Source organism: Actinomadura latina NBRC 106108, from assembly GCF_001552195.1.
GTDB lineage: Bacteria > Actinomycetota > Actinomycetes > Streptosporangiales > Streptosporangiaceae > Spirillospora > Spirillospora latina.
This window is the reverse complement of record NZ_BCQS01000017.1, coordinates 180,807-203,061: the sequence shown is the minus strand read 5'-3', so window position 1 is coordinate 203,061 and position 22,255 is coordinate 180,807. Positions and strand designations below refer to the sequence as shown.

Below are 22,255 nucleotides of genomic sequence, written 5' to 3'. Positions count from 1 at the left end.
CAGATGGCGATGCCACTGCGCCAGAGCCTGCGCGTCGGCGGGTACGTCCTGCGCAACAAGCTGGCGGGGCGGTCGAAGTTCCCGCTGATCGTCGAACTGGAGCCGCTGTACGCGTGCAACCTGGCGTGCGCCGGCTGCGGCAAGATCCAGCATCCGGCGGACGTGCTGAAGCAGCGGATGCCGGTCGAGCAGGCGGTCGCCGCCATCGAGGAGTGCGGCGCGCCGATGGTGTCGATCGCGGGCGGCGAGCCGCTCATGCATCCGCAGATCGGCGAACTGGTCGACCGGCTGATCAAGATGAAGCGGTACGTGTTCCTGTGCACGAACGCCGCGCTGATCCCGAAGAAGATCGATCGGTTCGCGCCGTCCCGCTACTTCGCGTGGGCGGTGCACATCGACGGGCTGCGGGAACGGCACGACGCGTCCGTCTGCAAGGAGGGCGTGTTCGACCAGGCGGTCGAGGCGATCAGGATGTGCCGGGAGCGCGGGTTCCGGGTGACGACGAACACGACCGTGTTCAACACCGACACCCCGCAGACCGTCATCGACGTCCTCGACTACCTGAACGACGACCTGCGCGTCGACCAGATGATGATCTCGCCGGCGTACGCGTACGAGAAGGCGCCCGACCAGGACCACTTCCTCGGCGTGCAGGAGACGCGGAACCTGTTCGCGAAGGCGTTCGCGGACGGCAGGCGCAAGCGCTGGCGGTTCAACCACTCGCCGCTGTTCCTCGACTTCCTGGAGGGGAAGGCCGATTTCCGGTGCACGGCGTGGGCGATCCCGTCGTACTCGCTGAAGGGCTGGCAGCGGCCCTGCTACCTGATGGACGACGGCTACTGCGACTCCTACCAGGAGCTGCTCGACACCACCGACTGGGACGCCTACGGCCGGGGACGCGACGACCGCTGCGCGAACTGCATGGCGCACTGCGGCTACGAGCCCACCGCCGTGTTCGCGACGATGGGCTCGCTCAAGGAGTCGATCCGCGCGATACGGAGCGTGTGATCCCGCGCGCCTGCCCTCGGCGAGGGCCGGCGCCCGGGGTCACTCCGGCTCGTCGCGCAGTTCCTCGATGACGTCGTGGACGGCGTCCATGAAGGCGTCGGCGTCGTCCGCCAGGCCGGGTTCGAGGGACACGCCGAAGCACAGCTCGCGGTCGACGCCGAGCGCGGCGATCGCGAGCGGCGCGCCGGGCGCGAGCGGGACGATCGGGTACACGGCGGTGAGGGGCGCGCCGGCCAGCCGCAGCGGCTTGTCCGGCCCCGGAAGGCTGGACACGGTGCCCTGCAGGAAGCGGCCGCTGTACGACATGCGGGCGAACCGGGCGTGCAGCGGCCCCGGCATGACGCGTCCCGCCTGCCACATCACGAACCACGCGGCCTGCGCGCGGGTGCCGGACCGCAGCACGCGGCTGCGCTTGGCGATCAGCGCGAGACGGTCGGCCTCGGCCATCTTCCCGACCGGCAGGTCGACCATGACGGCGGTCGTGTGGTTGCCGACCATCGCGCTGCCGGGCGGACGCATCATGAGCGGCACGGCGACGCGGCAGCTGTCGGGCCGCCCGTCGTCCTCGCTGACGACGCGGTTCAGCGCGCCCGCGACCGCGCACAGCACGACGTCGGTGACGCGGGCGCCGTAGCGGCGCCCCACGTCCCGGACCGTCGCCAGCGGCAGCTGCATGGAGCCGAACCGGCGGCCGGACGTCCCGCCGCCGGGCAGCCGCTCCGGCCTCGTCACGGCGGTGGCGAGCTGGCCGAGCCCGACCACGGTGGCGAGGGCCTTCTGGAACGGCTTGCGCGGGAACTTGGCGCCGAGGTTGTCGGGCGGCGGCTCCATCAGGTACATCGCCTGCGCGACGATGCCGACTCCGTCGGCGACGACGTGGTGCATCAGGTACACGACGGCGGTGCGGCCGGGCTCGGCGCCCTTCATCACGACCATCCGCCACGGCGGCCGGTCGAGCGGCAGCCGCTCGGACTGGATCTCGGCGACCGCGGCGCGCAGCCCGGCCATGCCGTCGACGTGCCGTTCGGCGACGTGCCACTCCCAGTCGACCGGGTCGTGGTCGTGCCAGACGGGGCGGCGCCAGCGGCCCCGCCGGACGAGCCGCTGCCGGAACCTGGGCAGCCCGGGCAGCCGTTCCCGGATGACGCGGACGAGATCGTCGCGCCCCACCTCGCCCCGCGAGGTGTCGAGCATGATGACGCCGCCGGCCTGCTGCGGGGCGGCGGGCGTCTCCACGGCGAGGAAGAAGGCGTCGGGACCCTGGACGCGGGCGGCCGGAGGGTGGGCGATGCGTTCGGCGAGATACACGGGGACCACCACGAAGGGGACGGCGGCCACCGCGTCCACCAGGAAGTGGTTCGCGGTCGCCAAGATGACGTAGAGCGTAAGAAGGATGTGGGTGACGTTCAACCACTGCACCCAGCGCTTCGCCTTCACGCGCGCGAGTTCGACGCCGACCCACATCGTCCAGGCCATGTGCAGGGACGGGACGGCGGCGAACTGGTCGGCGTGCTCGACCATCGGCGAGCCCCACGAGCCCCAGGTGCGGCCCTCGGTGACGGTGTCGACGAACCCGAGGTCGGGCATCAGCCGCGGCGGCATGACGGGGAACAGGGCGAAGCACGCGAGGCCGGCCACGTTGAGCATGACGAAGGAGTTCCGGGCCGTCCGGTACCGCTCGGGATGGCGGATGAATAACCAGGTGAGCAGTGCCAGCGCGCTCGCGATGTAGGTGATCGCGTACTCGTAGTTGGCCAGGACGCGCAGGGCCGGCTGGTCCGCCAGCCAGCCGTTGAGGGCCGGCTCGATGTCGATGTGCAGGGCCCGTTCCAGCCGGTAGAGCATCTCGCCGTGGGCGCGGGCCTCCGGCCGCCTCACCTCCTCCGGCAGCATCGTGACCAGCGAGTACACCGCGAAGAGCGCCAGGCCGAGCAGCAGCTCGGCCCTGGCGCGGGGCCTGTCGCCCGTGGCGCCCGGCGTCACGGCCGCGTCCGGCGCGGCCACCGCCTCGTGTGTGCCCATCGTCCCCCTCGGATCTGGTGCCTACCCAGGATTCGCGGAATCAGACGGTGCCGCCCGGTATCGGGGATCATGCCCGGTTCACCGAGAGCGAAGCCTTCCCCTGTCGCCGGAATGTCCGGGAACCAACTGGCCGATCCGTACGTCTTCGATATATCGTTGTCGTATCGCGAGGGATCATAGAGAGATCTCAGAAGGTGGTGCAGAACATGGGACACACACACGGACACGGCCCCTGGGGACGCGGTGACTTCCCGAACCTCGGCGCGCTGTTCGGCGGCGCGCCCGGTGCGCCCTTCGGCGGCGGGCCCGGCGGGTTCGGTCACGGCCCGCGTCCACCCTGGGCGCGCGGGCGCGGCGGCCCGTGGGGCCGGGGCGCCGGCGGCGGCCGGGCGCGCAAGGGGAACGTCCGCGCGGCGATCCTCGTGCTGCTGGCCGAGGAGCCGCGCAACGGCTACCAGATCATCCAGGAGATCAACGAGCGCAGCGGCGGGGCCTGGAAGCCCAGCCCCGGCGCCGTCTACCCGGCCCTCCAGCAGCTCGCCGACGAGGGCCTGATCAGCGGGGACGAGGCGGGCGGCCGCCGCACCTTCCACCTCACCGACGAGGGCCGGGCCCACGTCGAGGAGAACGCCGACCGGCTCGCCGAGCCGTGGGCGGAGATGACGCCCGACTTCGGCGAGGGCGTCCCCGAACTGTTCAAGCAGGCCGCGCAGACGGGGGCCGCGGTGATGCAGATCGTCCACTCCGGGTCGTCCGAGCAGGTCGCCCAGGCGAGGGACGTCCTGGCGGAGACCCGGCGCGACCTGTACCGCATCCTGGCCGACGACCTCGACGACACGAGGCCGGCCACGGCAGACGACCCGACCGCTGAAGACGAGGAGTAGAGATGGCACATCAGGACGAGATCCGCATCGGCGACGCCGAGCGCGACGCCGTCATGGTGGCCCTGCACGACCACTTCGCCGAGGGACGCCTGGACCGCGGAGAGCTGGACGAGCGCATGGACGCCGTGCTGTCCGCGAGGACGCGCGGCGACCTGCGCACGCTCGTCAAGGACCTGCCGTCCCCGACCGGGCTGCCCGAACCGGTGAAGGCGGCCGCTGCGGGCGCCCCGCCCGTGTTCGGCGGGCCCGTGTTCGGCGGGCCTGTGTTCGGCGGGCCGGGGCACCCCGCGTGGCAGAGCCATCACCGGCACATGGCCCACCGTCATGGGCCGCGTTTCCCGGCGTTCCCGCTGCTGCTCGGGGTGTTCCTGGTGCTGGCGTTCACGGTCGGGCCGGGCGCCGGGTTCCTGGCCGTCCTGCAGGTCGCGCTGGTCGTCTGGGTGGTCCGCGCGGTCCTGCTGGCGTTCGGGGTGCGGCGGTCGCGCCGGCACCTGCCGGGCGCCTGACCCGGCCCGCGTCAGGGGAGGCCGGCGTCGCGGGCGATGAGCCCGGCCTGCGTGCGATTCGCGCAGCCGAGCTTGTCGAGGACACGGGAGACGTGGCCCTTGACGGTCGCCTCGCTGAGGTGGAGGCGGCGCGCGGTCTGCGCGTTGGACAGCCCCTCACCGAGGCAGGCCAGCACCTGCGTCTCCCGCTCGGTGAGGCCGTCGAGGAGAGCGCGCGTCCGGTCCCGGTCGGACGCGCGCCCGGTGGCGGCGCCGAGCAGCCGCATGGTCGCGGCCGCCGACATCACCGTGTGCCCGTCCGCCGCGACCCGGACCAGCTTCACCAGGTCCTCGGGCGGCGTCGACTTCAGCAGGAACCCGGCCGCGCCCGCGCGCAGCGCACGGAGCACGTACTCGTCGGCGTCGAACGTGGTCAGCGCGACGACGACGGGCGGGGAGCGCAGCGCGGCGATCCGCTCGATGGCGGCGAGGCCGTCCACGCCCGGCATCCGCAGGTCCATGAGCACGACGTGCGGGCGGTACCGGACCACCGCCTCGACGCCGGAGGCCCCGTCGTGCGCCTCCCCGACCACCTCGACGTCGTCGGCCGCGCCGAGGATCGTGCGCAGGTGCGCGCACACCATCGGCTCGTCGTCCACCAGCAGCACCGTGATCTGCGTCTGCCGCTGAGGGGACGCCGCCCGGGCGCTCATGAGGCGGGCCTCGCGACGGGGACGTAGGCGGGCAGGGACGCCATGACGCGGAAGCCGTCCTCGTGCGGGCCCGCCGTGAACGTCCCGCCGATCAGCTCGACGCGTTCGCGGAGGCCGGCGAGGCCCGTCCCGGAACCGCTGGCGGCCAGCTCGGCGTCCGGCGCGCGGGCGGGAGCGGCGTTCCGGACGCTCAGCGTCACCCCGTCCGTGCGGTAGCGGACGTCCACGTGGACGGCGGCGCCCGGCGCGTGCTTGCGCGCGTTCGTCAGCGCCTCCTGCACGATCCGGTACGCGGTGCGTCCGACGGCGGGCGACGCGGACGGCGGGTCGCCGTGCTCGGCCAGCTCGACCGGGACGCCGACCGCCGCCGACTCCGCCACCAGCGCGGACAGGTCGGGCAGCGGTTCCGCGGGGGCCTGCCCGGGGGCGCGGCGGAGCAGCCCGATGACATCCCGCAGCTCTTCGAGGGCCTGGCAGCCGGTGCCGCGCAGCTCCTCGGCGGCGGTGCGGGTCGGCTCGTCCGGCGCCTGGACGCGCAGTGCCCCCGCCTGCAGCACCATGAGCGTCACCCGGTGCGCGACGACGTCGTGCATCTCGGCGGCGAGCCGGGCGCGCTCCTCCGCGCGGGCCCGCTCGGCGAGCAGATGCCGCTCCCGCTCGGCCCGCTCCGCGCGTTCGGTGAGGGCCTGCAGGGCGCGGCGGCGGGCCGCGGTGTACATGCCGAGCAGCGCGGCGCCGGTCACGACGGCGACGCTGCGGAAGATCGTCGCATCGACACTGCCGGTCTCCCCGGCCATGAAGTGCCGCATCGCCGATTCGGGGAGCACGTCGCCCATCCGGGCGATCGGGACGAGCAGCGCGGCGACGGGCAGTCCGCGGAGCCAGGCCGGGCGGCCGCCCTCGCGCGGGAACGCCATCGCCGCGTAGGCGGCGAGCGGCGCGGTCGGCGGCCACCAGATCACCTGGTCGAGGCTGTGATCGGCGTCCACCCGCAGCAGCGTGCCGGGGGCGGCCAGCTCCACCAGCCAGCCGAGGACGGCGACGCCGGCGGTGATCCAGCCGACCGTCATCGGGGCGCGGCGGCGGAAGAGCAGGGCGAGCGCGGGCACCAGCAGGAGCAGCAGCACCGCGCCGCCGCGCCAGCGGACGATCGTGTACGGGTCCATGACGGTGAACCAGGTGACGGCCACCCCGGACAGCACGACGACGCCATCGGCGATCAGGTCACGGGGCCGTCCGGGTGGGAGGAGGCCAGCGAGGACCCATAGCCGTGCAGGCAGGCGCGCACGTGCTCCTCGTGAGGGGACGCTCGCCCGCTGCACTCCGCTCATCCCAATACGGTACGCACCTGACACGGGCCGGCCACCCCTACGAAAGTCGTGTGCCCAAGCCCGTTCGTAGGGTCCGGCCACGACGAACCGCGCTGCCGGCGGGCCCTTCCCTCGGCTGAAATCGGCCGCATGATGGTCAAGCGCCTCCTTCGCGGGCGGACGCCTCTCCGCACCCCGCACCCGGTCACGCGCCTTCTCCGCGGGCGGACGGCCCTCCGTACCCCGCCGCTGGTCAGGCTCGTCGTGCGGGGCCTCGCCGCGCACCGCGCCCGGCTGCTGCTGTCGATGGTCGCGGTGGTCGCCGGGGTCGCGTTCGTCGCCGGCACGCTGATCTTCTCCGCCACGCTGGACCGCTCGTTCGACCGCGCCTTCGCCGAGCTCGGCCGCGGCACGGACGTGCTCGTCCGGTCGCAGCGGGCGTTCGAGCCGGGGCTCGGGGAGCGGTCGGCGGAGCGTCCCGTCCCGGCGTCGGTGCTGGCGGCCGTCCAGGGCGTGGACGGGGTGGCGAAGGCGCACGGGGTCGTCACCGGGTTCGCCGCCGTCGTCGACCGGCACGGGAAGATCGCCGGCGCCGAGCCGCAGACGGGCGTCGCCTGGGACGGCGACCCGGACCTGTCGCTGCCCCGCCTGACGTCCGGGCGCCCGCCGTCGGCCGCGGACGAGGTCGCGATCGACGTCACCACCGCGCGCGGCTCCGGCTACCGGATCGGCGACCGGGTGACGGTGGCGCTGCTGTCCGGGGAGCGGACGTTCCGGCTCACCGGCCTGTTCGAGGTGGGCGACTCGGCGCTGAGCGACCAGCTCGCGATGACCGCGTTCACGTCCGCCACCGCGCAGCGGCTGCTGGCCGACCGTCCGGGGACGTATGCCCGGATCGTCGTGCACGCGGACGACGGCGTGTCGCAGGAGCGGCTCCGGGACGCGGTCGCGGCGGCGCTGCCGCCCGGGGTCGAGGCGATCACCGGGCGGCAGTCGACGGACGAGCGGGCGGCGCCGGTCACGTCGATCCTGGAACTGATCCGGACGTTCCTGCTGGTCTTCGCCGTCATCGCCGTGTTCGTCGGCTCGTTCATCATCTTCAACACGTTCGCGATGCTGGTGAGCGGACGGATCCGGGAGCTGGCGCTGCTGCGCGCGGTCGGGGCGTCGCGCGGGCAGGTGACGCGGTCGGTGCTCGGCGAGGCGGCCGGGGTCGGGCTGGCCGGATCGGCGCTGGGCCTGGCGGCCGGTGTGGGCGTCGCGATCGGGCTCGGCCGCCTGATGACGGTCGCCACGGGAGGGGAGGCGCTGCCGTTCGGGACGCCGGTGGTGTCGGCCACGACGGTGATCGTGTCCTGCGCGGTGGGGACGCTCGTCACGCTGGCCGCCGCGTTCCTCCCCGCCCGGCGCGCGGCGCGGATCCCGCCCGTGGCGGCGCTCCGCGAGGGGACGGCCGCGCCGCGGCCGCTGCGGGGCCGGGTCATCGGCGCCGGTGCCGCCTTCGCGGCGGGCGCCGGGCTCGTCGCGGCCGGTTCCGCGGCGGACGAGCTGGTCGTGACCGGCGCCGGCGCGCTGGCGCTGATGACGGCGGCGGTCGCGGCGTCGCCGCTGCTGAGCGGTCCCGCGATCCGCGTGCTGGCCTGGCCGTTCGCGCGGTTCGGCGGCAGCGCGGGCCGGATGGGCGCGCGGAACGCGCTGCGCGATCCCCGGCGGACCGCGGCGACCGCCGCCGCGCTGATCATCGGGCTGGCGCTGATCGCGGCGGTGTCGGTGATCGTCCAGTCGATGGCGGCGTCGGTGGACCGGCAACTCGACGCGGGCCTCACCGCCGACTACCGGGTCACCGGGCGCAGCCAGATCACGCCGGTGGCGCCGGACGCCGTGCGCGCGGCGGCGGGCGTCGCGGGCGTGCGGTCGGCGATCCCGATCCGCACGGCCCGGTTCGAGCTGGACGGATCCGTGCGGACGGCCGCGGCGGGGGCGCCGGGCGAGCTGCTCGGCCATTTCCGGCTGCCGCTGGAGTCGGGGTCGCCGCGCGTCCACGGCGACGAGCTGCTCGTCGGCCGCAGCGTCGCGAAAGCGCAGGGCTGGACGGTCGGGAGCACGATCGAAGGCCGGTACCAGGATGGGGCGAGACGCACGTTCCGCATCGCGGGGGTCTACGCCGACCGTCCGTCCATCACCGCGTCCGCGCCGAGCATGATCATCGACTGGGCGGGCTACCGGGCGCACGCCCCGGACGCGCCCATCGACCGCATCGAGATCAACGTGACGGCCGCGTCCCGGAGCGCGCTGGAGGCGGCGCTCGCCCCGTGGCCCAACCTCGAACTCAGGGACCGCGCCCAGGTCAAGGAGGACGCCGCCGGGGATATCGGCCTGTTCCTCGACCTCGTCCTCGGGCTGCTGGTGCTGTCGGTGATCGTCGCCGCGCTCGGCATCGTCAACACGCTCGCGCTCGCGGTGACGGAGCGGACCCGCGAGATCGGGCTGCTCCGCGCGGTCGGCATGCAGCGCCGCCAGCTCCGCCGGATGATCCGCTGCGAGGCGGTCGCCGTCTCGCTGTTCGGCGCGGTGCTGGGCGTGGCCGCCGGGATCGTGCTCGGGATCGTCGTCCAGCACGCGATGGCGGAGGGGGACGCCGGCATGGAGGTGCTGGCGATCCCCTACCTGCGGCTGGCGGTGTACGTCGCGGCGGGGGCGCTGATCGGCGTCATCGCCGCCGTGTGGCCCGCCCGCCGCGCCGCCCGGATGAACGTCCTGCGGGCGATCGCGACGGAGTAGCTACGCCGCCGCTCGGGCGCAGTTCGCCGGGACGGCGTCGTGGAGGGCCCGCAGCCCGCGCGCGATCAGCGGGTGGTCGCGGCTGCCGCGCCGCACGCAGGTCAGCACGCGCCGCGTCGGGACGCCGTGGCCTGTCAGCGGGACCGCGACGACCGGCTGGTCGGACGGTCCCCCGGCCAGCCGCGGCACGAGCGACACGCCGAGGCCGTTCGCGACGAGCGCCCAGATCACCGACCAGGTGGTGGCGTTGTGCGCGAACCGGGGCGTGAATCCGGCGGCGGCGCAGTACGTCGCGACCTGCTGGTGGTGGGCGCAGACGTCGGGATCGACGCTGATCCACGTCTCGTCCGCCGCGTCCTCCAGCCGGACGCCGGGCCGGTGCGCGAGCGGGTGCCCGGCCGGGACGATGAGGTCGTAGGCCTCCTCCAGCAGCGGCTCCCGGTCGAAGCGCGGGTCGCCGGGCGGCGGCGCGTACACGGTGGGCTCGATGACCGCGATGTCGGTCCCGCCGGCGGCGAGGAGGCCCATGGCCACGTCGGTGTCGCATTCGCGGACCTCGACCTTGAGGTCCGGATCGTCCCGGAGCAGGGCCCCGGCGGCCGGGGCGACGAGCCCGCCGACCGCCGTGGTGAACCCGCACATGCGCAGCGGGCCCGCGGCCCCGGCGCGGTGCGACTCCAGGTCGGCGAGGGCCTCCTCCCACTTGGCGAGCAGCCCGTCGGCGTGCTCGATCAGCAGGTGCGCGGCCGGGGTGAGCCGCACCTTGCGGCCCTGCGGCTCCAGCAGCGGCACCTTCAGCTCACGCGCCAGCTCGCGCAGCTGGTGGGAGACCGCCGACGGCGTGAGGTGCAGCGACTCCGCCGCGGACGTGACCGTGCCGTACTGGTGGACGAGCCGGAGCATGTGCAGCCGCCGCAGATCAATCATGTAACCATATTGCATGATCCAATGCGGAAATCTGAAATGGACGGCAACGTTCGGCCGGTTGCAGACTGCGGTACATGAACGAGAACACGCTTGTCTCCCGGCACCTCACCAGCGAGGGCATCGTCGTCTGGACCCGCTGCTCGTGCGGGCGCCTCCGCATGGACCTGCTCCCCCACGGCACCGCCCGGCCCCTGACCGCCGGTCCCTGCCCCCACGGTCCGGGCCGAGGATGACCACCCGCGGCCCGGCGCACGGACCCGAGCTAGGCGAGGGTGACCTCGTAGTGGAGGGTGCGGTAGTGCTTCACCCGGTGGGCGAGCGGCACCGCGAAGCCCTGCAGGAACGGGTGCTTGCGGGCCAGGAGCCGGCGGATCGGCTGCGACTCCTCCTCGGTGAGCAGCCGGGTGCGTCCGCGCACCGCCGGACCGGTGACCTTCCCCCGGAAGGTGCTCGGCGCGATCTCCACCTCCGGGTTGCGCGCCAGCCGCTTCGACTTGAACGCCTTGTCGTAGGTGCGGAAGTAGGCGTGGTCGCCGAGCACGACGACATTGACCGGCGTCCCGACGGGCGTTCCGTCCTTGCGGTAGGACGTCAGCAGGAAGGTCTTCTGCTTCTTCCAGCTCTCAAGCGTTGTTGTGGTGTTCATATCCAGGAGACGAGATACCCGCTCCCGGGCGTGACATCACCGTAGAGCTGCGGCTTCCGAGGCGAGTTCGCGAATGCGGTCCCAGTCGCCGTCGCGGACGGCGTCCGCCGGGGTCAGCCAGGAACCGCCGACGCAGCCGACGTTCTCCAGCGCGAGGTATTCGGCGGCGTTCCGTCGGCTGACGCCGCCGGTCGGGCAGAACCGGACCTGCGGGAGCGGCCCGCCGAGCGACTTCAGGTAGGCGGTGCCGCCGGCGGCCTCGGCGGGGAAGAACTTCATCGCCGTGATCCCGCCCTCCAGCAGCGCGATCGCCTCCGACGCGGTCGCGACGCCCGGCAGGAACGGCAGCCCGGTCGCCGTCATCGCGGCCTGGAGCCGGGGCGTGCAGCCGGGGCTGACCAGGAACCCGGCTCCGGCGGCGGCGGACCGCTCCGCGTCCTCGGGCCGGACGACCGTGCCGGCGCCGACCACCGCGTCCGGGACCTCCGCCGCGATCCGGGTGATCGCCTCCAGCGCGGACGGGGTGCGCAGCGTCACCTCGATCACCGGGAGGCCGCCCTCGACCAGGGCGCGGGCGAGCGGGACGGCGGCCCCTGCGTCGTCCAGCACCACGACGGGGACGACGGGGACGAGGTCGAACAGGTCTTCGGCGATCATGCGGGCTCCCTATCGGGCAGGACGTCGGGCAGGCTCTGCGCGAGCCGGACGGCGGCGCCGACCAGGGCCGGGCCGGGGTGGACGATCAGCGCGGTCGGGATGGCGCGCACGTAGTCCTCGACGGGGGGCTTCCCCTCGAAGCGGGCACGGAACGCGCTGTCCCGCAGCACGTCCACCATGCGCGGCAGGATCCCGCCGCCGAGGTAGACGCCGCCGCGGGCGCCGAACGTGAGGGCGACGTTGCCGGCGAGCGCTCCGAGCAGGGCGCAGAACATCCGCAGCGCCTCGTCGCACCGCGGGTCGTCGCGGCGCTCGCAGATCTGCTTGGCGGTGAGTTCCTCGCCGGGGTCGTCGTCGAGCGTCCCCAGGTACCGGTGGATGCGGGCGAGGCCGGCGCCGGAGAGCAGGTATTCGGCGGTGGCGGCGCCCTTCTCGGCGCGCAGGAGCCGCGTCACCTCGATCTCCCGGTCGGTCGCGGCGGGGAGGTCGACCTGGCCGCCCTCGCCGGGCACCGGCACCCAGCCGGACGGCGCCGGGACGAGCCCGGCGACGCCGAGGCCCGTGCCGGGGCCGACCACCGCGACCGCCGCGTCGGCAGCCGGGGCCTGCTCGCCGATGACGATCAGGTCGTCCGCGGTGAGGCGCGGGAGGGCGTAGGCGAGGGCCTCGAAGTCGTTGATGATGTCGAGGTGCGGCACGCCGAGGTGGGCGCGCACCGACTCCAGGGTCCCCCTCGGCCAGCCGGCGTTGGTCAGGTGGTACGTCCCGCCGACGACCGGGCCCGCCACCGCCAGGCACGCGGCGGACGGACGCGCGCCGGCCGCGTCGAGATAGGCGGCCGCGGCCTCGGCGAGCCCGGGATAGTCGCGGGTGGGGAGCGACCCGGCGTCGGACGGGACCCCGTCCGGGCCGTCCACCAGCGCGAACCGGGCATTCGTCCCGCCGACATCGGCGACGAGCCAGCTCATGCGCGCCTCCCGTGGCGGACGATCTGCCGCTCCCCCCGGTTCGCCGCGCTCATGCGAAGACCCCCGCGCCTCGCTCGGCCGGCCCCACGGCGTTCCGGAAGACCTGGAACAGCTCCCGTCCCGCGCCGTAGGTCTGGCCGGACGTCGCGGCGGCGGGCTCGCGGGCGGCGAACTCCTCGTCCGGGACGAGGACCTCCAGGACCCCCCTGTCCGCGTCGAGCCGGACGAGGTCGCCGTCGCGGACGCGGGCGAGGGGCCCGCCCGCCGCCGCCTCCGGTGACACGTGGATCGCGGCGGGCACCGCCCCTGAGGCGCCCGACATACGGCCGTCCGTGACCAGCGCGACCCGGTGGCCGCGGTCCTGCAGGACCGACAGCGGCGGGGTGAGCCGGTGCAGTTCCGGCATCCCGTTGGCGCGCGGGCCCTGGTTGCGGACGACCGCCACCACGTCCCGGTCCAGTTCCCCGGCGGCGAACGCCTCCTGGAGCCGTTCCTGCGTGTCGAACACGAGGGCCGGGGCCTCGATCACCCGGTGCTCCGGCTTCACCGCCGACACCTTGATGACCGCGCGGCCGAGGTTGCCGCGCATGGTGCGCAGGCCGCCGTGCGTGTCGAACGGTTCCGCGACCGGGCGCAGCACGCTCGTGTCTCCCGATCCGGTGACGGTGTCCCGCCACTCGGCCTTGCCGTCGAGGAACTCCGGGACCTTGCGGTATTCGGCGAGGGTGGCGCCGCCGACCGTCCGCGCGTCCTCGTGGAGGAGCCCGGCGTCGATCAGCTCGCCGATGAGGAACGCGGTGCCGCCCGCCGCGTGGAAGTGGTTCACGTCGGCGGTGCCGTTCGGGTAGAGGCGTGTCAGCAGCGGCGTCACCGTGGACAGCTCGTCGAAGTCGTCCCAGGTCAGCTCGATGCCCGCCGCCGCGGCCATGGCGACCAGATGCAGCGTGTGGTTGGTGGAGCCGCCCGTGGCGAGCAGGGCGACGACGCCGTTGACGAACGCGCGCTCGTCCAGCAGCTCGCCGATCGGCGTGTACTCGTCCGCCAGGTCGGTGATCTTCAGGATGCGCCTGCCGGCCGCCTCGGTCAGGGCGTCCCGCAGCTTCGTGCCCGGCGGGACGAAGCTGGCCCCCGGCAGGTGCAGGCCCATGACCTCCATGAGCATCTGGTTGGAGTTGGCCGTCCCGTAGAAGGTGCACGTGCCGGGCGAGTGGTAGGACGCGGCCTCGGCGGCGAGGAGTTGCTCGCGCCCGATCTCCCCGGCCGCGAACCGCTTGCGGACCTTCGCCTTCTCGCCGTTCGGCAGCCCCGAGGCCATCGGCCCGGCCGGCACCAGGATCACCGGCAGGTGCCCGAACGACAGCGCCCCGATCACCAGCCCCGGGACGATCTTGTCGCAGACGCCGAGCATCAGCGCGCCGTCGAACATGTCGTGCGACAGCGCCACGGCCGCCGCCATCGCGATCACATCCCGGCTGAACAGCGACATCTCCATGCCGGCGCGGCCCTGCGTGATGCCGTCGCACATCGCGGGCACGCCTCCGGCGAACTGCGCCGTCCCGCCCGCCGAGCGGATCGCGCCCTTCAGGATGTCGGGGTAGTCCTGGAGCGGCTGATGCGCCGAGAGCATGTCGTTGTAGGACGACACGATCGCGATGTTGGGCGTGACGTCGCCCCTGAGCCACAGCTTGTCCTGGACGCCGCACGCCGCGAAGCCGTGGGCGAGGTTCGCGCAGCCCATGCCGGTGCGCACCGGGCCCTCGGTCCGGGCGTCGCGGATCCGGCTCAGGTACGCGCCGCGCGTTCCGGCACTCCGCTCGACGACGCGCTGGGTCACTGCCTCCAGCACGGGATGTACGGCCATCGGAACGCTCCAGACCAGGGGGGATGTCTCGGTTCAGCAAGCTACCGAGACATAGGTCATCTCTTCAACCCTTCTTATGAATTTTGGATGACAAAAGTCGCTAGCTTGCGCCAACTAGACGGACTAAAAGGGGTCGTGCTTGACTGGCCGGATGCCCCGCCCCGCCGACCACCGTCCTCCAGCCCCCACTCACCGCCATCCAAAGGACGAGCGGAGCTCGGCGCGTCCCTCCACGGCCGGCGACGTGCTGAGCCTGATCCGCGAGGACGGCGTCGCCACCCGCGCCGACCTGGGCCGCCTCACCGGCCTGTCCCGTCCCGCGGTGGCGTCCCGGGTGGCGTCGCTGATCGCCCGCGGCCTCGTGGTCGAGCGGAGCACCGGCCCGTCCACCGGCGGACGCCCCCCGGCCCGGCTGGAGTTCAACGCCGCCGGCGGGACGGTCCTCGTCGCGAACCTCGGCCAGTCCCGCGGACAGCTCGCCGTCTGCGACCTCGCCGGGACGGTCCTCGCCCGCACCGACGGCCCCCCGGCCGAGACGTCCCCGGGCAAGACCCTCCCCAGCCTCCTCGACGAGTGGACGTCCCTGCTCACCTCCGCCGGGATCGACGAGTCGTCCGTCCGGGGCGCCGGGCTCGGCGTCCCCGACGCCGTCGAGCACGCCGCCGGACGCTGGGACACCGTGGAGATCACCGGCCCGGTCGCCGACCGCTTCGGCGTCCCCGCCTACCTCGACAACGAGGTCAACGCCGCCGCCATCGGCGAGCACCAGGCCCACCCCGGGGTGGAGGACCTCCTGTTCGTCAAGGTCTCCACGGGCATCGGCGCGGGCGTCATCGCGGGCGGCCGCATCCAGCGCGGCGCCCTCGGCGCGGCCGGCGAGATCGGCCACGTCCCCGTCCCGTCCGCGCTCGACGCACCGTGCCGCTGCGGCAACGTCAACTGCGTCGAGGCGATCGCCGGCGGCACCGCGCTCCTGGCCCGCTCCCCCGCCGACGACCTGCCCGGCCTCGCCGCGCTGGCCCGCTCCGGCGACCCCGCCACCGTCGCCCTCCTCCGCGACGCCGGCCGCCGCATCGGCGAGGTCGTCGCCACCGCCGTCAACCTGCTGAACCCGGCCGTGGTGGTGCTGGGCGGCGACCTGGTCGGCGCCGACGAACCCCTGATAGCGGGACTGCGCGAAATCGTCTACCAGCGCTCCACGGCCCTGGCGACCCGCACCCTCCGCATCGAACCGAGCCGCCTCGGCGAACAGGCGGGCCTCACCGGCTGCGCCGCTATGGTCCTGACCAACATCCTCTCCCCCACCGCCATCGACGCGACTTGATCAGGCCAGCGCTCCGGGCGCCGCCGCAGGCCCCGTTCGCGTCCGGGCAGCGGAAACCGGTGGGAAGTGTTTCGCGAGGTCAGAGGCCGTAGCGGGCGAGGACGTCGCGTTTGCGCGGGGCGAGGAATTTGCGGGTCATGCGGCTCGTGGTGAGCCAGGCTATGGCGTCCCCGTTCTTGGTGCTGGCCAGCATCTTGCCGACGAGGTAGGGGGCGACGTCGTCGACGTGGTCGCAGAGGATGTTGAGGATCCTGCGCTGGTCCGCCACCTGATCCGGCGCGGCGGCGGCCTCCCGGAGCCATCCCTCGGTGATGAGCATTCCGGGGCTGATCCAGCCGACGCGCACTCCCGTCCCGGCGGCCTCCTTCACCAGTGCGCGGGTGAAGGAATCAAGACCGCGCTTGGTGGCCGAGTAGACGCCCATGCCGGGCCGGACGCGGCCGTCGCTGCCGCCGCCGAGGACGTTGAAGACCTGGCCGCCGCCATCGGCGCGCATGCCGCGGACCGCGACTTGGGAGCCGTACACGGTGCCGAGCATGTTCGTGGTGACCATCGATCGGACCTCGTCGGCCGGGGTCTCGACGATCGGACGGGTCGTGTGGGCGACACCGGCGTTGTTGATCCACAGGTCGACCCCGCCGAGTGCCTCCACCGCGGCGTTCCACAGCGCCTCGACCTGCGCGGCATCGGTGACGTCCACAGCGCGCCCATGCACCGTCACGCCGTCGGGCGCCTCATTCCGCAGCCGCCCGGCGGCCTCGTCCACCGCCGCCTGGGTACGCCCCGTGACGACCACGGAATGCCCCCGCCGCACCAGTTCACGCGCGAGCGCGAAACCGATTCCCCTGGTGCTGCCGGTGACGACCGTCTTGCGCATGGCTACTCCAGGGCTACGGCCAGGTTCGGGCCGAGTTGGCGAACGTCTCGGGGTCGCTGTGCACGGGCACCACGCAGAGCAGGTGGCCGCCCGGCGCGCGCAGGGTATGGGCTTCCTGCCAGCTCGACACCGGTTCCGCGCCCAGCGCCGTCAGGCGGGCGACCTCCGCCGCCAGGTCGTCGGTCTCGATGTCGAGGTGGTAGCGCGGCGCGTCGTCGACCGCCTGGACGACGGTGAACAGCCCGGCGACGGCGCCGGCCACGACGGTGAACTGCTCCTCGCCCGGCGCGGGAAACGCCTGCCCGCCCAGCGCCGCGGACCAGAAGTCCGCCGCCGCTCCGGCTTGCGCGGCAGGCGTGTCAATGAGGATCCCGACCAGCCGGCTGCGGTGCATGCCGGAAGGCTAGCCGCACCAACCCGGCCGGCCAAGGCCCGAGATCGGCGGCTCGGCGAGGAGGACGGCGATGACGGCTCGGCCGTCCGGGCCGCGAGGGCGGCGACGCACGGGAGGATGACGGGGAGGTGTCCGGCAGGGGGGCGCTAGGCGGCCTGGGAGCGGCTGGCGGCGGTCGTGGTGCGGCGGGCGAAGGCGCCGATCTCCTTGATGGCGGCGAGGCCCTCGCGGGAGATGTCGGCGAAGATCTGGAAGACGTGCATCTGGCCTTCCCAGATCTGCAGGGTGCAGGGGACGTCGGCGGCGCCGAGGCGTTCGGCCATCAGCTCGGCGTCGGCGCGGAGCACCTCGATCGAGCCGGCCTGGATGAGCGTGGGCGGCATGCCGGAGAGGCCCGCGTGGACGGGGCTCAGCCACGGGTCGGTGTACTCGGCGTCCGGGAAGCAGGTGCGGACCATGTCCCACATGCGCGGGGCGGGGATGAAGGGATCCAGGGCCGCGTTGGCGTGGGCGATCTTCGCGGTGATGTCCAGGTCGGTGAAGGGGGAGAGGGCGACGATGCCGGCCGGGCGGGGCAGGCCGGCGCGGAGGGCGTGGAGGGGGCCCATGAAGGCGAGGTAGCCGCCCGCGGAGTCGCCGGCGATCACGATGTCGTCCGGTTCACGGCTTTCCAGGAGCCACCGGTAGGCGTCGACGCAGTCGTCGATGGACGTCTGGATGGGGACGCGGGGCTGCATGCGGTAGGCGACCGAGAGGACGGGCATGCCGGCGGCCTGCGAGATGCGGGCGATCATGCGGCGGTGGGTGCGCAGGCCGCAGGCGACGAAGCCGCCGCCGTGGAAGTAGAGGATCACCTGGCGGGATCCGGTGGGCACGCCCCGGCCGCGGACCCATTCGGCCGCGCAGCCGAGGTTCCGGACCTTGGCGACCTTCGTTCCGCGCGGCGGCGGCAGGAGGGCCGCGCCCAGGTCGAGCAGCGGGGCGAAGCGCAGCGTGAACGGGGTCCACGGGAGGTGGGTGATGAGCGGCCGAACGAGCAGCCGCGCCAGGCGGGCGGCCAGCCGCGCGGGCCGGCCGCATCCCGCGCGTTCTTCGATCACCGGTGCGAGCGTCATCGTGCGTCCTCCCGCCGTCGCAGGCCGGGAGCATACCAAGTAAGTGCTTGGGTGCCTATGGGTGCAGGGTCTCGTCCGGCGGGCCCACGGTCACGCCGGTGAAGCGCACGGTGAGGCCCTCGCGTTCGGGGGCGCAGCAGTAGGGCCCGGCGGTGGCCTCGACGCCCGGCGGGAAGGGGGCGAGGCGGATCATCTGCCAGGGGCCGGAGCCGGCGCGGGCCCGGATCGTCACGGCGTCGCCCGAGCGGCTGGCCCGCAGGGTCACCTCCCGGCCCGTCCAGGGGACGGGGGCCGAGGACCAGTCGGAGACCCGGTGGGTCACCACCGCGCCCAACTGGAGGGCGCCGTCGCAGTACTCGACGCCCGCCTTGATCCAGGTCTCCTCGTCCAGGCGCACGAGGATGCCGGCCTGGTCGAACTGCTGGTCGTAGTCGGCGATGAACGAGACCTCGATCGCGGCCTCGGGCCCGAGGCGGGACAGGAGGGCGTGTCCGCTGTCGCGGTCGTAGCCGTAGGACGTCGTCCGCCAGAAGTCGCCGCCCTTCGCGGCGGTGACGAGCAGCGCGGAGCCGTCCCGCACGGCCCCGGGGGGCGGGTTGAGCCATTCACCACTGATCATGACCTGAAATCTACGGAAGGGGTGGAGTTAGCTCTACCTCCTTTCATGCGCCTTTCGCGTCGCGAGGCCGACGGAGGCCGAATCCGGCTCGGGTGTGATGCAGGTTACTCATAAGCGACAGGCTGACCAGGGTAAACTGCGCAAATGACCATGCTCGTGGCGCGCCGCCATGTCGACTACGGGCGCGTCACCAGCTGCAGCTGTTGCCGCGCGACGCACTGACGCCGCCGCCCCCTGCCCGGCGCCGTCCCGCGATCCCCCCCGGCGCGCACCCCCGCGCCCCCGGCGCCCACCCGCTCGCACCATCGCATTCCGCACGCTCGTGATGGCGCCGGACCCGCACGAACCCACCGCAGTCCCCGTCGCCCCCGTACAGCCCGAGGAGAGCCATGAGTGAGCACGCCGACCCCGCCCCGTCCGCCGAGGCCGGCTGGTCGTTCGAGACGAAGCAGGTGCACGCCGGCAGCGAGCCGGACCCGGCCACCGGCGCGCGGGCGGTGCCGATCTACCAGACGACCTCGTTCGTCTTCCGCGACACCGAGCACGCCGCGAACCTGTTCTCGCTCGCCGAGGCCGGCAACATCTACACCCGCATCATGAACCCGACGCAGGACGCCTTCGAGAAGCGCATCGCGGCGCTGGAGGGCGGGGTCGGCGCGGTGGCGGTGGCCTCGGGGCAGGCCGCGGAGTCGATGGCGATCTGGAACCTGGCGCGCGCGGGCGACCACATCGTCTCCAGCTCCACGATCTACGGCGGCACCCACAACCTGTTCCAGCACACGCTGCCGAAGTTCGGCATCGAGGTCTCCTTCGTCGACGCCGACGACCTGGACGCCTGGCGGGCCGCGATCCGGCCGAACACCAAGGCGGTGTTCGCCGAGAGCATCGGCAACCCGCGCGGCAACGTCCTGGACATCCGGGGCGTCGCCGACATCGCGCACGCGGCGGGCGTGCCGCTGATCGTGGACAACACGATCGCGACCCCGTACCTGGTGCGGCCGATCGAGCACGGCGCCGACGTCGTGGTGCACTCGGCGACCAAGTTCATCGGCGGCCACGGGACCACCATCGCGGGCGTGGTCGTGGACGGTGGAACGTTCGATTTCGGGGCCCACCCCGACCGCTTCCCCGACTTCACCGAGCCCGACCCGAGCTACAACGGCCTGCAGTACTGGCCGGCGCTCGGCCCCGGCGCCTACGGGATCAAGCTGCGCGTCCAGCTGCTGCGCGACCTCGGCCCCGCCATCGCGCCGCACTCGGCGTTCCTGCTGCTGCAGGGCGTGGAGACGCTCAGCCTGCGGATGGAGCGGCAGTCGGCCAGTGCGCAGGAGCTGGCCGAGTGGCTGGAGCAGCACGAGGAGGTGTCGGCCGTCCACTACCCGGGGCTGGCGTCCAGCCCGTGGCACGAGGCCGCCCAGCGCTACCTGCCGCAGGGCTCGGGCGCCGTGTTCACCTTCGAGCTGCGCGACGGCATCGAGGCGGGACGGCGGTTCGTGGAGGGCGTCGAGCTGTTCAGCCACCTGGCCAACATCGGGGACGTGCGCAGCCTGATCATCCACCCGGCGTCCACCACGCACAGCCAGCTCAACGAGGACGAGCTGGCCGCCGCCGGCGTCACCCCCGGGCTGGTGCGGCTGTGCATCGGCATCGAGAGCGTCACCGACCTCAAGGCCGATCTGGAGGCCGGCTTCCGCGCGGCGAAGGGCGCGTCCTGAGCACCGACTCCGAGACCGCACCGGTCTCCCTCCCGCCGGCCTCCGGGGCCTGGCGGGAGGGGGACCCGCCCGGGCGGCGGCAGTGGGTCACCCTGGACCGGCCGCTGCCGCTGGAGGCCGGCGGCGCGCTCCCCGGGGTGCGGCTCGCGTACGAGACCTGGGGGCGGCTCGCCCCCGACGCCTCCAACGCGGTGCTGGTGCTGCACGCCCTCACCGGGGACGCCCACGTCGCCGGGCCGGCCGGACCCGGGCATCCCACGCCCGGCTGGTGGGACGGGCTGGTCGGGCCGGGCCGTCCGCTGGACACCGACCGCTGGTTCATCGTCGCCCCCAACGTGCTGGGCGGCTGCCAGGGCAGTACCGGGCCGTCCTCGCCCCGGCCGGACGGGCGGCCCTGGGGCGGTTCGTTCCCGTACCTGACGCAGCGCGACATGGTCGCCGCCGAGGCGCGGCTGGCGGACGCGCTGGGGATCGGCCGCTGGGCGCTGGTCACCGGCGGTTCGATGGGCGGGATGCGCGCCCTGGAATGGGCCGTGACGTATCCGGAGCGCACCGCGGCGCTGCTGCTGCTCGCCAGCACGGCCGCGGCGAGCGCCGAGCAGATCGCCATGGCCGGCGTGCAGCTGCACGCCATCCGCTCGGATCCGGGCTGGCGCGGCGGCGACTACTACGACGCCGCGCCGGGGGACGGCCCGCACGCCGGGCTGGGCACGGCCCGCAGGCTCGCCCACATCACCTACCGCAGCGAACCGGAGCTGCAGGCCCGTTTCGGCCGCCGCCCGCAGGACGGCGAGGACCCGTGGCGGTCCGGGCGCTACCAGGTGGAGTCCTACCTCGACCACCACGCGGGCAAGCTGGTGGGACGTTTCGACGCGGGCAGCTACGTGGTGCTCACCGAGGCGATGAACGGCCACGACGTCGGCCGCGGACGAGGCGGCACGGCCGCCGCGCTGCGCCGGGTGACGGCCCGGACGCTGGTGGCGGGCGTCGACTCCGACCGGCTCTATCCGCTGTCCCAGCAGGAGGAGCTCGCGGCCGGCATCCCGGGGGCGGACCGGCCGCGGGTGATCGGGTCGACGTCCGGCCACGACGGCTTCCTCACCGAGATCGGCCAGGTCGGCGCGCTCGTCCGGGAAGTGCTCGGCGGCTGAGCCGCGGCCCCGGCGGATGCGGCAGAGTTGGGGCATGTTGCCGATGCATACGAGCGCCGAGGTTCCGGACGTCCCCGTGGCCGTGCTGCCGGTGGGCAGCTTCGAGCAGCACGGGCCGTTCCTGCCGCTCGCGACGGACACGGTGATCGCCTGCACGCTCGCGGAGGAGATCGCGAAGGCGCACGCGGTCCAGGTGCTCCCGCCCGTGACGATCTCGTGCTCGCACGAGCACGCCGGCTGGCCCGGGACGGTGAGCATCTCCGCGGCCACCCTGCACGCGGTCGTGAGGGACGTCGCCGAGTCGCTGCGCGGGGCCGGGGTCCCGAAGCTCGTGCTGGTCAGCGGGCACGGCGGGAACTATGTCCTGGGCAACGTCGTGCAGGAGGCGCACGGCGACATGGCCCTCTTCCCGGGGTTCGAGGACTGGGAGGCCGCGCGGAAGGCGGCGGGCGTCGAGACGTCCGGGGACAGCGACATGCACGCCGGGGAACTGGAGGCGTCGATCCTGCTGCACGCCCACCCCGGCCTGCTCCGGGACGGGTACGACACCGCCGATCATCTGGCCGATGACCGGCGGCATCTGCTGACGGCGGGGATGGCCGCCTACACGGCGTCGGGCGTCATCGGGCAGCCTTCACTGGCCCGCGCCGGCAAGGGCCGGGACGCGCTGCGGAGCCTTGTCGCGGCGTTCGGGGACGTCCTCGCGGTGCTTCAGCAGCAGGGTCGCGGCGCCGGGCAGGCACGCGACCAGGCTCAGCACCCCGTAGACGACCGAGACGGTCAGGCCCTGCGCTGAGC

Annotated in this window: 21 protein-coding genes; 9 read left to right on the top strand and 12 right to left on the bottom strand. The window is 73.7% G+C overall.

Annotation, left to right across the window (positions count from 1 at the left end; all coding sequences use genetic code 11):
- Positions 1-3: 3 nt before the first annotated feature.
- On the top strand, positions 4-1,008 hold the full coding sequence (hpnH, locus tag AL2_RS22605; RefSeq protein ID WP_067636594.1) for an adenosyl-hopene transferase HpnH: 1,005 nt from the start codon (positions 4-6) through the stop codon (positions 1,006-1,008).
- A 39-nt stretch (positions 1,009-1,047) separates the two neighbouring features.
- Here hpnH and AL2_RS22600 read toward each other — a convergent pair whose 3' ends face one another.
- Complete coding sequence (locus AL2_RS22600) at positions 1,048-3,030, bottom strand: bifunctional phosphatase PAP2/O-acyltransferase family protein (RefSeq protein WP_067636592.1); 1,983 nt, start codon at positions 3,028-3,030, stop codon at positions 1,048-1,050.
- Between the two features lie 206 nt (positions 3,031-3,236).
- Between AL2_RS22600 and AL2_RS22595 the strand changes: the two genes are divergently transcribed.
- Together AL2_RS22595 and AL2_RS38365 are read left to right on the top strand one after the other, a co-directional pair.
- Positions 3,237-3,914 carry a PadR family transcriptional regulator gene (locus AL2_RS22595; RefSeq protein WP_083946782.1) on the top strand — a complete coding sequence of 226 codons (678 nt, stop codon included), beginning with the start codon at positions 3,237-3,239 and terminating at the stop codon, positions 3,912-3,914.
- A 2-nt stretch (positions 3,915-3,916) separates the two neighbouring features.
- Positions 3,917-4,420, top strand: a complete 504-nt coding sequence (locus AL2_RS38365) for a DUF1707 SHOCT-like domain-containing protein (protein WP_067636590.1) — start codon at positions 3,917-3,919, stop codon at positions 4,418-4,420.
- A gap of 11 nt (positions 4,421-4,431) precedes the next feature.
- Here the strand turns inward: AL2_RS38365 and AL2_RS22585 are convergent, their stop codons facing one another.
- Positions 4,432-5,112 carry a response regulator gene (locus AL2_RS22585; protein WP_067636588.1) on the bottom strand — a complete coding sequence of 227 codons (681 nt, stop codon included), beginning with the start codon at positions 5,110-5,112 and terminating at the stop codon, positions 4,432-4,434.
- Complete coding sequence (locus AL2_RS22580) at positions 5,109-6,443, bottom strand: sensor histidine kinase (RefSeq protein ID WP_210747951.1); 1,335 nt, start codon at positions 6,441-6,443, stop codon at positions 5,109-5,111. The genes AL2_RS22585 and AL2_RS22580 overlap by 4 nt, the downstream gene beginning before the upstream one ends.
- 129 nt (positions 6,444-6,572) lie before the next feature.
- Here AL2_RS22580 and AL2_RS22575 point away from each other — a divergent pair, with 129 nt between their 5' ends.
- A complete protein-coding gene (locus AL2_RS22575) occupies positions 6,573-9,203 on the top strand; it encodes an ABC transporter permease (RefSeq protein ID WP_083946781.1) in 2,631 nt (876 codons plus the stop codon).
- Here the strand turns inward: AL2_RS22575 and AL2_RS22570 are convergent, their stop codons facing one another.
- Complete coding sequence (locus tag AL2_RS22570; RefSeq protein WP_245666841.1) at positions 9,204-10,130, bottom strand: LysR family transcriptional regulator; 927 nt, start codon at positions 10,128-10,130, stop codon at positions 9,204-9,206.
- 74 nt (positions 10,131-10,204) lie between these two features.
- Here AL2_RS22570 and AL2_RS38130 point away from each other — a divergent pair, with 74 nt between their 5' ends.
- Entirely contained in the window at positions 10,205-10,363 is a 159-nt protein-coding gene (locus AL2_RS38130) for a hypothetical protein (RefSeq protein ID WP_168444608.1), read from the top strand.
- Between the two features lie 29 nt (positions 10,364-10,392).
- Here the strand turns inward: AL2_RS38130 and AL2_RS22565 are convergent, their stop codons facing one another.
- The 4 genes from AL2_RS22565 to edd are packed head-to-tail and all read right to left on the bottom strand — an operon-like array spanning position 10,393 to position 14,262.
- Positions 10,393-10,776 carry a PPOX class F420-dependent oxidoreductase gene (locus tag AL2_RS22565; RefSeq protein WP_067636583.1) on the bottom strand — a complete coding sequence of 128 codons (384 nt, stop codon included), beginning with the start codon at positions 10,774-10,776 and terminating at the stop codon, positions 10,393-10,395.
- A gap of 36 nt (positions 10,777-10,812) precedes the next feature.
- Positions 10,813-11,433 (bottom strand): bifunctional 4-hydroxy-2-oxoglutarate aldolase/2-dehydro-3-deoxy-phosphogluconate aldolase, encoded by a 621-nt coding sequence (eda, locus tag AL2_RS22560; RefSeq protein WP_067636581.1) that lies wholly within the window; start codon positions 11,431-11,433, stop codon positions 10,813-10,815.
- Positions 11,430-12,401, bottom strand: a complete 972-nt coding sequence (gene glk / locus AL2_RS22555) for a glucokinase (protein ID WP_067636579.1) — start codon at positions 12,399-12,401, stop codon at positions 11,430-11,432. Before glk ends, eda begins: the two co-directional genes overlap by 4 nt.
- A gap of 49 nt (positions 12,402-12,450) precedes the next feature.
- Positions 12,451-14,262 (bottom strand): phosphogluconate dehydratase, encoded by a 1,812-nt coding sequence (edd, locus tag AL2_RS22550; protein WP_067636577.1) that lies wholly within the window; start codon positions 14,260-14,262, stop codon positions 12,451-12,453.
- A gap of 244 nt (positions 14,263-14,506) precedes the next feature.
- Between edd and AL2_RS22545 the strand changes: the two genes are divergently transcribed.
- Complete coding sequence (locus AL2_RS22545) at positions 14,507-15,586, top strand: ROK family transcriptional regulator (protein ID WP_067636575.1); 1,080 nt, start codon at positions 14,507-14,509, stop codon at positions 15,584-15,586.
- A gap of 79 nt (positions 15,587-15,665) precedes the next feature.
- Here the strand turns inward: AL2_RS22545 and AL2_RS22540 are convergent, their stop codons facing one another.
- From AL2_RS22540 to AL2_RS22525, 4 genes are all read right to left on the bottom strand, one after another.
- Positions 15,666-16,463 carry an SDR family oxidoreductase gene (locus AL2_RS22540; protein WP_067636573.1) on the bottom strand — a complete coding sequence of 266 codons (798 nt, stop codon included), beginning with the start codon at positions 16,461-16,463 and terminating at the stop codon, positions 15,666-15,668.
- Between the two features lie 13 nt (positions 16,464-16,476).
- Positions 16,477-16,857, bottom strand: coding sequence for a VOC family protein (locus tag AL2_RS22535; protein ID WP_067636571.1), 381 nt, complete (start codon positions 16,855-16,857; stop codon positions 16,477-16,479).
- A 146-nt stretch (positions 16,858-17,003) separates the two neighbouring features.
- The gene (locus tag AL2_RS22530; RefSeq protein WP_067636569.1) at positions 17,004-17,972 is read right to left on the bottom strand and encodes an alpha/beta hydrolase; all 969 of its coding nucleotides are present in this window, start codon (positions 17,970-17,972) and stop codon (positions 17,004-17,006) included.
- 55 nt (positions 17,973-18,027) lie between these two features.
- Positions 18,028-18,591: a DUF1349 domain-containing protein gene (locus AL2_RS22525; RefSeq protein ID WP_067636567.1), complete on the bottom strand. Its 564-nt coding sequence runs from the start codon at positions 18,589-18,591 to the stop codon at positions 18,028-18,030.
- 389 nt (positions 18,592-18,980) lie between these two features.
- Between AL2_RS22525 and AL2_RS22520 the strand changes: the two genes are divergently transcribed.
- Genes AL2_RS22520 through AL2_RS36645 form a run of 3 tightly spaced genes read left to right on the top strand, consistent with a single transcriptional unit; the run spans position 18,981 to position 22,253 of the window.
- A complete protein-coding gene (locus tag AL2_RS22520; protein ID WP_067636565.1) occupies positions 18,981-20,306 on the top strand; it encodes a bifunctional o-acetylhomoserine/o-acetylserine sulfhydrylase in 1,326 nt (441 codons plus the stop codon).
- Positions 20,303-21,457 (top strand): homoserine O-acetyltransferase MetX, encoded by a 1,155-nt coding sequence (gene metX / locus AL2_RS22515; RefSeq protein ID WP_083946794.1) that lies wholly within the window; start codon positions 20,303-20,305, stop codon positions 21,455-21,457. Before AL2_RS22520 ends, metX begins: the two co-directional genes overlap by 4 nt.
- Before the next feature lie 34 nt (positions 21,458-21,491).
- Positions 21,492-22,253, top strand: coding sequence for a creatininase family protein (locus tag AL2_RS36645; RefSeq protein WP_157438300.1), 762 nt, complete (start codon positions 21,492-21,494; stop codon positions 22,251-22,253).
- Positions 22,254-22,255: the final 2 nt, after the last annotated feature.

Excerpts from the sequence above, each read along its gene's own strand:
- AL2_RS36645 (WP_157438300.1), top strand. The coding sequence starts at position 21,492 with ATGTTGCCGATGCATACGAGCGCCGAGGTTCCGGACGTCCCCGTGGCC.
- AL2_RS22535 (WP_067636571.1), bottom strand. The coding sequence starts at position 16,857 with ATGCACCGCAGCCGGCTGGTCGGGATCCTCATTGACACGCCTGCCGCG.
- eda (WP_067636581.1), bottom strand. The coding sequence starts at position 11,433 with ATGATCGCCGAAGACCTGTTCGACCTCGTCCCCGTCGTCCCCGTCGTG.
- AL2_RS22585 (WP_067636588.1), bottom strand. The coding sequence starts at position 5,112 with ATGAGCGCCCGGGCGGCGTCCCCTCAGCGGCAGACGCAGATCACGGTG.
- AL2_RS22530 (WP_067636569.1), bottom strand. The coding sequence starts at position 17,972 with ATGACGCTCGCACCGGTGATCGAAGAACGCGCGGGATGCGGCCGGCCC.
- AL2_RS22520 (WP_067636565.1), top strand. The coding sequence starts at position 18,981 with ATGAGTGAGCACGCCGACCCCGCCCCGTCCGCCGAGGCCGGCTGGTCG.
- glk (WP_067636579.1), bottom strand. The coding sequence starts at position 12,401 with ATGAGCTGGCTCGTCGCCGATGTCGGCGGGACGAATGCCCGGTTCGCG.
- AL2_RS22600 (WP_067636592.1), bottom strand. The coding sequence starts at position 3,030 with ATGGGCACACACGAGGCGGTGGCCGCGCCGGACGCGGCCGTGACGCCG.
- AL2_RS22575 (WP_083946781.1), top strand. The coding sequence starts at position 6,573 with ATGATGGTCAAGCGCCTCCTTCGCGGGCGGACGCCTCTCCGCACCCCG.
- AL2_RS22565 (WP_067636583.1), bottom strand. The coding sequence starts at position 10,776 with ATGAACACCACAACAACGCTTGAGAGCTGGAAGAAGCAGAAGACCTTC.
- AL2_RS22580 (WP_210747951.1), bottom strand. The coding sequence starts at position 6,443 with ATGAGCGGAGTGCAGCGGGCGAGCGTCCCCTCACGAGGAGCACGTGCG.
- AL2_RS22540 (WP_067636573.1), bottom strand. The coding sequence starts at position 16,463 with ATGCGCAAGACGGTCGTCACCGGCAGCACCAGGGGAATCGGTTTCGCG.
- edd (WP_067636577.1), bottom strand. The coding sequence starts at position 14,262 with ATGGCCGTACATCCCGTGCTGGAGGCAGTGACCCAGCGCGTCGTCGAG.
- AL2_RS38130 (WP_168444608.1), top strand. The coding sequence starts at position 10,205 with ATGAACGAGAACACGCTTGTCTCCCGGCACCTCACCAGCGAGGGCATC.
- hpnH (WP_067636594.1), top strand. The coding sequence starts at position 4 with ATGGCGATGCCACTGCGCCAGAGCCTGCGCGTCGGCGGGTACGTCCTG.
- AL2_RS38365 (WP_067636590.1), top strand. The coding sequence starts at position 3,917 with ATGGCACATCAGGACGAGATCCGCATCGGCGACGCCGAGCGCGACGCC.
- AL2_RS22525 (WP_067636567.1), bottom strand. The coding sequence starts at position 18,591 with ATGATCAGTGGTGAATGGCTCAACCCGCCCCCCGGGGCCGTGCGGGAC.
- AL2_RS22595 (WP_083946782.1), top strand. The coding sequence starts at position 3,237 with ATGGGACACACACACGGACACGGCCCCTGGGGACGCGGTGACTTCCCG.
- AL2_RS22570 (WP_245666841.1), bottom strand. The coding sequence starts at position 10,130 with ATGATTGATCTGCGGCGGCTGCACATGCTCCGGCTCGTCCACCAGTAC.